Annotated in this window: 9 protein-coding genes; 5 read left to right on the top strand and 4 right to left on the bottom strand. The window is 46.2% G+C overall.

All coding sequences use genetic code 11. The features are described from left to right. Window positions 1-261 precede the first annotated feature (261 nt). Window positions 262-1,146: an alpha/beta fold hydrolase gene (locus RID53_RS02125; RefSeq protein WP_446386547.1), complete on the bottom strand. Its 885-nt coding sequence runs from the start codon at window positions 1,144-1,146 to the stop codon at window positions 262-264. A gap of 488 nt (window positions 1,147-1,634) precedes the next feature. On the opposite strand from RID53_RS02125, the gene RID53_RS02120 reads away from it, so the two are divergent. After that, window positions 1,635-4,580: a GAF domain-containing sensor histidine kinase gene (locus RID53_RS02120; protein WP_446386546.1), complete on the top strand. Its 2,946-nt coding sequence runs from the start codon at window positions 1,635-1,637 to the stop codon at window positions 4,578-4,580. Window positions 4,581-4,679: 99 nt separating this feature from the next. Here RID53_RS02120 and RID53_RS02115 read toward each other — a convergent pair whose 3' ends face one another. The 3 genes from RID53_RS02115 to RID53_RS02105 form a co-directional block, all read right to left on the bottom strand. Then, window positions 4,680-5,165 (bottom strand): sterol desaturase family protein, encoded by a 486-nt coding sequence (locus tag RID53_RS02115; protein WP_006098637.1) that lies wholly within the window; start codon window positions 5,163-5,165, stop codon window positions 4,680-4,682. Window positions 5,166-5,571: 406 nt separating this feature from the next. Beyond that, the gene (locus RID53_RS02110; protein WP_446386545.1) at window positions 5,572-6,912 is read right to left on the bottom strand and encodes an aromatic ring-hydroxylating dioxygenase subunit alpha; all 1,341 of its coding nucleotides are present in this window, start codon (window positions 6,910-6,912) and stop codon (window positions 5,572-5,574) included. A gap of 164 nt (window positions 6,913-7,076) precedes the next feature. Next, window positions 7,077-7,547, bottom strand: a complete 471-nt coding sequence (locus RID53_RS02105) for a DUF4079 domain-containing protein (RefSeq protein ID WP_446386544.1) — start codon at window positions 7,545-7,547, stop codon at window positions 7,077-7,079. A gap of 130 nt (window positions 7,548-7,677) precedes the next feature. Between RID53_RS02105 and RID53_RS02100 the strand changes: the two genes are divergently transcribed. From RID53_RS02100 to RID53_RS02085, 4 genes are all read left to right on the top strand, one after another. Beyond that, window positions 7,678-9,147: an ankyrin repeat domain-containing protein gene (locus RID53_RS02100; RefSeq protein WP_446386543.1), complete on the top strand. Its 1,470-nt coding sequence runs from the start codon at window positions 7,678-7,680 to the stop codon at window positions 9,145-9,147. Between the two features lie 343 nt (window positions 9,148-9,490). Continuing rightward, entirely contained in the window at window positions 9,491-10,186 is a 696-nt protein-coding gene (locus tag RID53_RS02095) for a hypothetical protein (RefSeq protein ID WP_446386542.1), read from the top strand. A 107-nt stretch (window positions 10,187-10,293) separates the two neighbouring features. After that, the gene (locus RID53_RS02090; protein WP_446386541.1) at window positions 10,294-10,767 is read left to right on the top strand and encodes a surface-adhesin E family protein; all 474 of its coding nucleotides are present in this window, start codon (window positions 10,294-10,296) and stop codon (window positions 10,765-10,767) included. A gap of 285 nt (window positions 10,768-11,052) precedes the next feature. Next, window positions 11,053-11,769, top strand: a complete 717-nt coding sequence (locus tag RID53_RS02085) for a Uma2 family endonuclease (RefSeq protein ID WP_446386540.1) — start codon at window positions 11,053-11,055, stop codon at window positions 11,767-11,769. The last annotated feature ends 101 nt before the right edge of the window (window positions 11,770-11,870 follow it).

Below are 11,870 nucleotides of genomic sequence, written 5' to 3'. Positions count from 1 at the left end.
CTGGCACTTGGGTTAAGGCTTCCAGGAGATTGACCTTCATAGCAAGCAAATGACTCGATTAAACTATGGCTGCAAGATTTAGTTTACGCTAAATTCTGGTCGTCCTAATTTTCTCTCATCACAATGAATTAGCCCTGCTTTTGAAGGGGGACGGGAGGGGGATCGACAAGGGGGACTTTGATCTACTGATTACAGCGCAAAGCGCTGTAAAAATGTACGGGCTTGGTAACCAAGCCCCTACTCACTATGGCGGTTACTATATTACTCACCAAACTGCTGTATGTATTCTGCCGTTATTTCCGGCTTTTCTAGGTGCGGGACATGACCACAGTCGTCAATCCATATTAGTTGAGAATTAGGAATAGCCGCTTCAAACTTATGAGCATATTTTGTTCCCAAAATTCGGTCATCTTTTCCCCATAAAATCAAAGTCGGCTGCTGAATTTGGGTAAGTTTTTGACCAAATGGCGGATATCCCCCACTTTTGGTAAATGAAATTAATGCCTGATGCCATCCCGGCATTTCTAGGTGAAGCGCCGCACAAAGTAAAGCATCAACAGAAACAAATCTGGGATCACAATAGGCATTCTTACTAATATTTTCCCGCACCTTGGGACGCCGCAGAAACTCAACCGCCCAATAATCAAAGGGGGGAAATAACAATTTACCAATGGGCGGGGGACTGGTGAAACCTGCACTATCCAGCAATACCAGCTTTTTCACGGCTTGGGGATAGGTTAAGGTGAAATCGATCGCCGCCGCCCCTCCCATCGACGCCCCAACTAGAATTACAGGGACTTCTATTTGGGTTTTCCAGAAATAATAAAGATGAGTGGTGATCGCGCTGGCGCTAAACGTGATCTCAGATATCCGATCTGTAAAGCCAAATCCCAATAAATCTACCGCCCATGTTTCCTGGTGTTCAGCTAATTGGGGAAATAGGCGGCGGAATTCAAAGATGGAACTATCAAAGCCATGTAATAACAGGATGGGTGTTCCCCCTTTTCCCTGGTGGACATAAGTGGTGGCAATGGGTTGGGGGTTCAGGGGTGTGAGAATATCTTGGCGTGCGATCGCCTGGGCAAGGGCAATTGAGGTAGACTCAGTAAGCTGCTGGATTTGGGCGGGAAGGAAATTGGCAAACATGAAGTGAAAGTGAGTTTCGACCCAACACTAGGCTCAAGGGGCGGGTTTGGGAACAAATATTGGAAATTATATCAAGTCTTGTTCAATTTTGCATTCATCGGTAGAAGCAACCTTCACTTAAATCAGTTGACAAAATTTATGTCCAAGTACTTAGAGCTTCAACTTATGATAACTATAATAAAAGTAAAATTTAAAATTTGTCGAGGATAAAATTAAAATGGTTAAATAAAATACATTTGATTCAGATAAATAGGTTGGTGGAAATAAACTGAACCAGATTAAGTTTTTAAAACACGCCTCAAACCCTTACATAAGACGTAGCTTGCTTCGTTTCGGGAAGCGAGTATGACGAATGACGATCCCAATTGTCCCCACCTACTGACTCTGTTAGCCTGTCTGGTGCTAATGGCTACAGCAATCCTGAATATGAACTGACACTCTAGGGGATGTTAGTCTGAAGTAGGGTTGTGATTATCTATGCACTTCCTATGTGTATCAAAACAATATACCACCTGATTGCCCAGGAGTTGAGGCAAACGTCCCTGGGAACCATCCTGATTATCCTCTTTGTTGTGCCAATTGCAGCAATGGTAGGGTCAATGGGATATTTGACTTTCAGCAATGGACAAGCCGTCAATGACGTGGCGTCTCAATTAGCTCACGAAATTAGCGATCGCGTTCAGCCATCTCTCGCCCCTGAATCAGCGACGTCTCATCTCAGTCCAATCAGTTTACCCAATCGACCAACGATACAACCCGATCCAGTCAACTCGAACATTATAAATTTTATCGGCAATTCCTCTAGTTATTTAACTTTAGCTAACACCAACAAATTTTTCCAGCCTAACGCTATTAACACGCGCACGACGATTAGTTTATGTCTAGGACTATTCATGACCACGATAGGGATAATCATTTTGATCACACGTTGGCTAAGGAAGTCAACCTCCCAGTCGTTTAGCAAATTCCAAGACAATAATCGTGCTAAGGACTTATTTGAATCGATATTTAATGAATCGGCTGATGCCATTTTTATCGTCAATGCAGAAACTCTGGTCATTTCCGATTGCAATCGCCGCGCTGTGGAACTCTTTGAAGCCCAAAGTAAGCAAGAATTAATCAATACCGAGGGGCATCTTCTGCAAAAAAAAAGGTTTACGACCGGACAACTGCGTTCTATCGCCAATCAGGTTAAGCGCTACGGTTTTTGGCAACAAGAGTTAGAATATGTCAGTAAAAAAGGTAACGTATTTTGGGGCAACTTGGCAATTCGACAAATTGATGTGGCAGGTCAGCCAATGCATCTGGTACGGGTGACCGATATTACCCCCCGCAAACAAGCCGAAGCAGCGCTACGGATTCGCCAACGCCAAGACGCCGCGATCGCGCAACTGGGTCAAGAGGCATTAATTGAGGAAGATTTATCCATTTTAATGGAATGGACTGTTACTCGGGTTGCCCAAACGCTGAACGTAGACTATTGCCAAATTCTGCAACGTTTACCCAATGGTGAGGAATTGCTGCTTGTCGCCGGATTCGGTTGGCAAGCGGGATTAGTCGGTCAAGCTACAGTGAGTTCTGGAAAAGAATCTCAATTCGGTTATAGTTTGGTCTGTTGGGAACCGATTATTGTCACAGACTTACCCACAGAGACACGGTTTCAGGGTTCACCTTTACTCCAGGATCATGGGGTTGTCAGTGGGATGAGTACGAGAATTCCTGGTCAAAATCAACCCTTTGGTGTATTAGCGGTTCATACCACCCAAAAACGCCAATTCACCGATGATGATATTTATTTTATGCAAGCGATTGCCAATATCATTGCCACAGCCATTGAACGCAAACGCACAGAGGAAGCCTTACGGGAGAGTGCGGTGCGGGAGAGGGCGATCGCGACGGTATTGCAACGGATGCGTCAAACCCTGGATATTGACAAGATATTCACAGCGACAACAGAAGAATTGCGCCATGTCTTGAGGTGCGATCGCGTAGCCATCTATCGGTTTAATCCGGATTGGAGTGGCGAGTTTGTCGCCGAGTCTGTGGCGGATGGCTGGGTGACGTTAACCCTTGAACAGCAAAATAACCCTGATCTCAAAGCCGATGCTTTAGAAGAAGAACGTTGTACCCTTAAAACTTTGGATGGCTCAGAAAACATTTCGATTTCAAGTTTCCATCCCCAACTTTATCCGCCCTATTCTTGTCCAAACCCTAACATTACTAATCTCCAATCCGATAACTCGCTGCAGGATACCTATCTAAAAGAAACGCAAGGCGGTGCTTACAGCCAAGGTGCAAGTTATCGAGTCGTCGAAGACATTTATAACGCTGGATTTACGGACTGTTATATCGAACTCCTTGAACAATTTCAAGCCCGATCCTACATTATTGCTCCCATATTTTGTGGTAAAAAACTTTGGGGATTACTCGCCACCTATCAAAACTCCAGTCCTCGCGCTTGGCGAAAATCGGAAATCAGTGTCGTGGTGCAAATAGCCACTCAGTTTGGCGTCGCCGTACAGCAAGCACAATTATTACAGAAAACTCAGGAACAAGCGTTAGATCTAGAACTCACTTTAAATCAACTCAAACGCACCCAAGCCCAATTGGTTCACAGCGAAAAAATGTCCAGTCTGGGACAAATGGTGGCAGGTGTGGCACACGAAATTAACAATCCGGTTAGTTTTATTTATGGCAATCTGACTCCTGCTAAGGAATATGTTCAAGATTTAGTTCGTTTGATTCAAACTTATCAAAAGACTTATCCCACTCCCACAGCAGAACTTCAACAACTGATTGAAGAAATTGATCTAGACTTTCTGCTCGACGATTGGCAAAATTTGCTTAAATCCATGCAAATTGGCACTGATCGCATCCGTGCCATTGTTCTATCGTTAAGAAACTTCTCCCGCTTGGATGAAAAAGAAATCAAGAAAGTTGATATTCATGAAGGGATTGATAATACCCTTTTGATTTTACAGCATCGATTCAAGGCAGCGGGTAATACCCAAGAGATTCAGGTAATTAAACACTATGCTCAACTCCCATTAGTTACCTGTTATGCCAGTCAGTTAAATCAGGTATTTATGAATATCCTGAATAATGCGATCGATGCTTTGGAGGATCAACCGTCACCACGAATAATTACTATCTCTACTGAAGTCGATACTGGCAGCAAACAACCAACCACGGATGATGGACAACCGACAAGCGACTTTATTATTATCCGAATTGCCGACAATGGCTCTGGTATCAATGAAGATATTAAGCCAAAAATATTTGACCCATTTTTCACCACCAAGCCTGTCGGTAGTGGTACAGGGTTAGGATTATCGATTAGTCATCAGATTGTCGTCGAAAAACACCAAGGGCAAATTTATTGCACTTCGACTCTTGGACAAGGCACCGAATTTATTGTAAAAATTCCATTGTGATTGGTCATTTGTCATTTGTCATTATCTTCCCCATCTGACACACCGAGCGAAGTCGAGGTGTTCCCCATCTCCCCCATCTCCCTCATCTCCCCTACACCTTTAACGCCACCGCAATTGTAAATACCCGCGTTCAGGTTGCTGCAATTCCTCATCAGTTAGCCATTCCACAGACTTATACGTTCCGAAAACCCGATCCCACCAATCGACAGCTAAACCAAAATTGTGATGCCACATTTGATACTTATGGTGAACATAGTGAACCGGCATTTTCATCCAGAAACACTTCGTTGGATTTTCGTGCTGTAGCTGATGAGCATAGGCAGAAAAGGCAGCATAAAAAAGTCCACCCAGGAACCAACCGAGTCCAACTTGCCACGAATAGAAAAATAGGAGGCACATAACAATAAAGCTACCCCGCACATAATCCCGAAACTCCCACAGCACCCCCTGTCCTTCATTGCGGCGGTGATGATCCCGGTGACGTTCACCAATGCGGGCATTCGCGTGCATCAAGCGATGCATCCAGTATTCCACGAAGGAAGCGAGGACAAATGCCAGCACAAAACAGATGATTGGGCTAATCAACTCTTTTTCCTCACACGTTCGACTAATGAATTAAGCGATAATTTGCTTATCAGTATATTATCGGTCATTTGTCATTTGTCATTTGTCATTTGTCATACTCGCTTCCTTGCACTCTAATCGGGGCGGGTTTAGTTATATAGCGCTACGCGCTAGGCTTTCTTGCAATAGGCAATGGGCAATAGTGAAGAAAAACGCTTACCTGACAAGGGATTGAGCGATTTGAGTTTTTCTGGATATGTCCTAACCTTAATGCGTAGTGCTATATCAGGGTGACAAGCAAATGTTAATGGTAAAACCCGCCCCTACAAACAGGGCGGGTTTTGCAGCCAAGCTAAGGATAACAACCAATATTAGTCCCTAAACCCGCCCCTACTCTCCCCCATCTCCCCCATCTCCCCTATCTCCCCTACCCCTGTGCTAAATTCCGGGGTGGAATCGTTCGCCCTTCATAGAATCGCCGTTCCAGCCTACCCAATCCGAACCAGCCGAAGCCAGCAATTAACGCGACTCCAGTAGAGATAATGGCGGCTATTGTTGCTGTTTTGTCAAAAAATAGTGCCAGTAACGGGATAATCGCCCAAGCCATTGTCCCTACAACCGCAACCCCTCTCCGAATCTGGCGAATTCTCACCAAGGCAGTGCTACAACTTTTACACTTAACCGTATGAGAGTGATAGCGGTCTAGTAAAGTCTCCTGTGATAATCGGGGAGGTAAGGGTTGGTCTGGGAATGGGTCTGCATTGTACTGATTCACCCACTGGCGCAACTCAAACACAAACCGATCAGCTTTAGTGGGTAAGTAAAACGCCTTACTGAAATTGCCACTCCCGCCTTTGGCATCAAGGTAACGTTCCTGATAATGGAGAAAAATTTGGTCATCTTCCAAAACCCCATTCTGCCCAATGTGAGAGTACCAGCGAGGCGTGAGTTTAATAAAGAAACCGGGGAGTTTAGACGCAAATTTAAAAGGAAAGCGAGCAAATAGGCGACATTCTCCCTTGCGAATCGGCGTTGCGTACACCACCGTCATGGTTCTGCCAAATTGTTTCGAGGTGAGGTCATGCCACATTAATGTGGGGGCAAGAAATGTGGTGTCTTGGCGTCCTAGGGTTCCTTTACGGGGTCCTTGTTCCCAAACCCCTTTAAACCCCTGTTCCCCGGATTCCGTGACCTCTAGCTCAACCGGACTGGCGTAGGCGCGATCGCTCACCGAGCGATGATGGGTAAAGGGAACGTGGCTCACATCTAGCACGTTTTCCAGTAATGTTAAGGCATCGTAGGGTAAGTCCCGAAACGTATCAATACAAACCCATCCCTCCGGGGAATCATCTAAGGGTTCGACGATGGGAACCTTGACATTGGGCGCGTTTTCTGGATTGCCGGGATAAACAAATAATAGACCTTGGTGTTCAGTGGTGGGTAAGGCGGTAACGCAAGCACGTTGAGAGGTTTGAGCGCTACTGTCTTCGGTTTGTTGCGGAATGCGATCGCACGTTCCTGCTCCGGTGAATGCCCAACCATGATAGGGACATTCCAGCAGTCCATCTTCAGCAATCCTACCTTGTGACAGGGGAGCAAGTCGATGAGGGCATTGATCGTCGAAGACACGCCAGCGATCGGCAACCTTGTCCCACCAGATCACTAAATCTCGACCCAGCAGCGTGAATTGCGTGGGTTGAGACTGATCTAAATCCTTAAGGTAATGAACGGGATACCAGGCTTCTTTGTGATCGAAGGAATGGGTCATGGGTTAGGCAACAGGGTATTCTCAAAGGTTCCTTGTTTCATCATAAAAAATATAGTCCCCTTCCCTCCCCTTGCAGGGGAGGGCTAGGGAGGGGTCATATCATGTCCCCCTAAAGAGTTATCATTCCCTTGTTCCGTCCCATCTGCCCTCTGCCTTTTGTTCTATTACATTTTGCTGATAATCTTCTGCACAATCTGCATTCCCGTCACCGCTTGCCAGCCAAACAGTCCTAAAAGCGCCGCATTCAGGGCGATATGGCTATAACGCGCCCAATTATGTCCTTTTTGCATAAAGGGTGTCAGAGACGCTGAGGTGGCAATGATGGCAGTCATACTTAAGCCAACCAGCAAGTGGGGACCGAAAAACAACTTGCCGTTGTTGATATAAGTCACCGCCATTGCCCCAACGGTACTAATCACCATAAAGGCTAACAGTGCTGAACCAATTTGATGGTGTTTGATATTGTATTTGCCCTTGACTAGCTCTTTTCGGAGTTCACCTTCTGCTGTTCTCGTCTGTTGAATTTTGATCCCCAGATACAGGGCATAAATGGCAGTTGCCAGCAGCAGCCACATCACTATAGGGTGAAAGAATTGGGAGTAAACTTTAATTGGTTCTGGGATGTCGAAGTTCATAAGCTTCTTGGAGCAATTTTAATATAGTGACAAAAGTTAACATAGCATAGCGGCGGTTTCGTCTAAAGTCTGATAACGAAACTGGCTTCCCTCCCAAGAGGTAGATTTCCCCTGCAATTAGACAACAGCGATGATCCAAAACACTGATGGCTTACTGCTGAAAGCCGCCCAAAGTGGCAACTTGACCCAAATTCAAGCCCTACTGAGTCAGGGGGTGAATATCGATGCGACTGATCGCGATGGTACAACAGCATTGATGATCGCCGCTCAACGGGGTTATACCGAAATCGTGCGATCGCTCATTGCCGCAGGTGCTAATGTTAACTTGCCGCGAAAACGGTACAGGTTAACTGCACTCATGCTAGCCGTCGCCGCGAATCAGGTGGATGCAGTAGAAACGCTAATTGCCGATGGTGCGGATGTTAACGCCAAGAATGAAGATGGTAGCACGGCGCTGATGGTAGCGGCACATAAAGGTCATCTCAAACTGGTGCAACGGTTATTAGCAGCAGGTGCCGATGTCAATATTCAAGATAAAGATAACGATAACGCCCTGAAGCTAGCGGCGGAAAGTGGTCATGTTCAAATTGTAAACATCTTACTCGAAGCTGGGGCAGATGGCACACTCAGTTCAGAGGCATTGCTGTTAGCGGCGAGTGAGGGTCATACTCCGATGGTGAACCGATTACTGGAGGGTGGGTTTGATGCCAATACTCGCAACGTTGATGGCAGAACCGCACTCATCCAGGCGGCGGAGTTAGGCTATTTACCCATTATTCAGTCCTTGTTGGCGCATGGTGCTGATGTCAATGTGCAAGATGAGGATGGTGAAACGGCGCTGACGTTAGCGGCGGATCAAGGGCATACGTTGGTGGTTCAGGCTTTAGTCGGGGCGGGTGCGGATGTAAACCACCACAATCCCAGGGGGGGAACGGCACTAATGGCGGCAGCAGCCGGGGGTCATTGTGACATTGTGCGGGTATTACTGGATGCGGGGGCAGAGATTAATCTCCAGGATGTTGATGGGGAGACAGCCTTACATTTAGCCTCGGTAGAAGGGCATACGGCGGTTGTGGAGACGTTACTCCAGCGTAATGCTAACGTAGACCTGAAAAATAAGCTCGGTGACACCCCACTGATGCTAGCCGCTTTACATGGTCACACAGAGATTGCGATCGCGCTAGTGCAACATGGCGCTGACGTAAATGCCAGCAATCAAGGGGAAACCCCACTTACCCTTGCCCTATCTCAGGGATACCCTGAAACGGTTAAAGTTTTACTCCAAGCCGGGGCCAATGCCAATCTGACGGATATAACCGGGAAAACCCTATTAATGAAGATAGCTGACCAAGGGGATAGTGAACTGATACGCTCATTATTAGCAGCCGGGGTTGATGTGAATCAGCGAGATAGTGCTGGGGCGACAGCCTTAATGTGGGCAGCCCATCGGGGTTATATCCCCGCTGTGAAATGTTTATTAGACGCGGGTGCGGATGTCACCCTCAAAAATCGAGGGGGCTATACGGCGATGATGATTGCTGAATTTAATGGGTATCCAGAAGTCGTGGGGGTTCTGAAAGCTGCAGGGGCGGCGGAGTAGAAAGGGATAGGGGAGATGGGGCAGATGGGGGAGATGGGGAAGATGGGGAAGATGGGGAAGATGGGGAAGAGTAGGGGCGGGTTTAGGGACTAATATTGGTTGTTATCCCTAGCTTGGCTGCAAAACCCGCCCTTTGTTTAGGGGTGGGTTTGACCATTAACGGGAAGGTTTTCACCCTGATATCACTACAGCGTTTTCAGACTCGATATGATATACCCTTTCCCAGAGTAGAACAGGGCTGTCTCATCGTTACTGTACTACACTGTGTTAGAAAGTATTGTAAACCCGCCCCGATAGAGTGCAAGAAATATTCGACAAATGACAGACAAATGACAAATGACAAATGACAAATGACAAACTAGGTTTATTGTCAATAACTTTAGCCAGTTGCCTGGTTGGATATCAGCTAGTCCTACCCAGGACAGCGCTGGCTCAACGTCAACCCTCACCGTGGTTAGAGTTATATCAAACAAACTCATCATACGACAATACCGCTAGACCCCCAGTCCAGAGAACAACGGGAGGAAGTCGTGGTTTAGTTTGTCCAATTTCTCCAGCCTATAATCCCTTAGCTATTCCCTTAGTTTGGAGTAATCGCCCCTTATTTATGTGGCAAGTCAAAGAGGGAGAACAGATTGGCAAATTTGAACTGTGGCAGCATGTTACCCAGGATGTGGTGTGGAGTAAACCAGTGAGTTCATCTGAGACTACGCTTTTGTATGACGGGGAAGCACTGCAACCGGGAGAGCGTTATTATTGGGTATTATTTAACGAAGATTCTGTTACCCTTTACCGACTCGCCTTTCAGATGCTGGATCAACCAACACGCGATCGCATCTCTTCTGATTTAATGACGATAGAGGCGCAATTGCAAGAAGAAGGAGCGTCAGCCGAGGAGATAGTTTATGCTAAAGCCGAGTATTTTGCCACTCGTCAAATGTGGGCGGATGTGTTACAACAGGCGTACAGTGTAGAGAATCCGTCAATGGCTTTGACTGACTTTCTTGAGATAACTTCCCAGCAGTTTTGTTCGGGTTAATCTCGTTTCTTCAAGCTTAAATAAGAGCCTATTGGTGTTCTCTATTTGTGCATAGCATCTTCCCCTCAGATGTATAAACAGGTAGAAACCCTTAAGCGGCTATTGATATGACGAATCCCTTAATTTCACTCAACCGCCGTTCTCTCCAAGGAGTACTCACCCTCCTTTCCCTAACCAGCGCCATTCTCATCTCGCCTGCTGCGATCGCGGGACAGTGGGTGAGAGTCAAAACCGATGCACGCAATAACGCTTTCCACGTTGATGTCTCCACGATTGAAGGTAGAGGGCGTTTGCGTTACTTCTGGTCAAATATTATCTACGGACAACCCAACCCGAATCTTGTACCTGGGCAAGAGGTATACAGCACTACATATTATATAGCGGTGGATTGCCAGAATCAGATTTATCAGGTGCGCTTTGTACGGTTTCTGGATGCCGACGGACAAACGATTGAAGATTATATAGCACTACGCACACACGTTAGGACAAATGAAGAAAAATTAAAATCGCTCAATCCCTTTTCAGGTAAGCTTTTGTCTTCACTATTGCCTATTGCCTATTGCCTATTGCCTATTGCCTAGCGCGTAGCGCTATAACTATGGAGAAGATGGCAGAGGCGGTGTACCTGAGTCAGGTTCTCCGGAAGAAGCCTCACTCAAGTTTGTTTGCTCAAGGTAATCTGGGTAAAGCTACAATAAATAGTGCCATAGAATTGGCGACATTTCTGAGCGCAAGCCTTTGGGCATAGTTTTTTGGCGCATGTCAGTAGGGCGCACGTCAGTGCGCCCCTACGTTATGGCATAAAAATAAATGAATTAACACGATTTTTCCTTCCTCAATTAGCCTAACTCAATGTACTCAGTGATATGATCCAACAATTGCAAACTGACTCAGCCACCGATATTATCTACCCCGACAGCGATGGTCAACCGATGGCAGACAACACAAAACAATTTCGCTGGATTGTTACCGTTAAGGAAAATATAGAGATATTATTTGCTGCTAATGCTGATGTATTCGTAGCTGGCGATTTACTTTGGTATCCCATTCAGGGAAAACCGAAAACGTGCCAAGCCCCTGACGTGATGGTTGTCTTCGGTAGACCGAAAGGTGACAGAGGTTCCTATCAGCAATGGCGAGAAGATAATATTGTCCCCCAAGTTGTCTTTGAGATTCTATCGCCAGGAAACCGTGCCAAAAAGATGGCAGAAAAACTCTTATTCTATCAACGTTACGGTGTTGAGGAATATTACATTTATGATCCAGATGACATCGAATTAACTGGCTTATTGCGGTCTGGAGAATGGTTAGACCCCATTGAAGATATGAATGGATGGGTCAGTCCACGATTAGGAATCCGGTTTGAACTCACCCCTGATACCCTGGTCATTTATCGCCCCGATGGACAGCGATTTCTGACCCCAGTTGAACTCGATCATCTAAGAGAACAGGAACGTCAACGGGCAGAAGAAGAACGTCAACGCGCCGAGGACGCAATGGCTGAACTGGGACAAGAACAACAACGCTATCAAGCGTTGATGGAGAAACTACGAGCTAGAGGAATTGACCCAGAACAACTGTAAGTGTGATACCGCTAAGACAAATTTAAATTGTATAAGTAGGTGGACATACATTTTGTTTAGGTTTTGGTGCAGCCGGAGAAGCGGTATTAGATGGGGTGAAT

Source organism: Coleofasciculus sp. B1-GNL1-01 (genome assembly GCF_040220235.1).
Classification (GTDB): domain Bacteria; phylum Cyanobacteriota; class Cyanobacteriia; order Cyanobacteriales; family Coleofasciculaceae; genus Coleofasciculus.
The sequence above is the reverse complement of the archived record's forward strand: the minus strand, read 5'-3'. Positions and strand labels throughout refer to the sequence as shown.

Coding starts and splice junctions, on each gene's coding strand:
- RID53_RS02085 (WP_446386540.1), top strand. CDS start 11,053: ATGATCCAACAATTGCAAACTGACTCAGCCACCGATATTATCTACCCC.
- RID53_RS02100 (WP_446386543.1), top strand. CDS start 7,678: ATGATCCAAAACACTGATGGCTTACTGCTGAAAGCCGCCCAAAGTGGC.
- RID53_RS02090 (WP_446386541.1), top strand. CDS start 10,294: ATGACGAATCCCTTAATTTCACTCAACCGCCGTTCTCTCCAAGGAGTA.
- RID53_RS02105 (WP_446386544.1), bottom strand. CDS start 7,547: ATGAACTTCGACATCCCAGAACCAATTAAAGTTTACTCCCAATTCTTT.
- RID53_RS02110 (WP_446386545.1), bottom strand. CDS start 6,912: ATGACCCATTCCTTCGATCACAAAGAAGCCTGGTATCCCGTTCATTAC.
- RID53_RS02095 (WP_446386542.1), top strand. CDS start 9,491: ATGACAAATGACAAACTAGGTTTATTGTCAATAACTTTAGCCAGTTGC.
- RID53_RS02120 (WP_446386546.1), top strand. CDS start 1,635: ATGTGTATCAAAACAATATACCACCTGATTGCCCAGGAGTTGAGGCAA.
- RID53_RS02125 (WP_446386547.1), bottom strand. CDS start 1,146: ATGTTTGCCAATTTCCTTCCCGCCCAAATCCAGCAGCTTACTGAGTCT.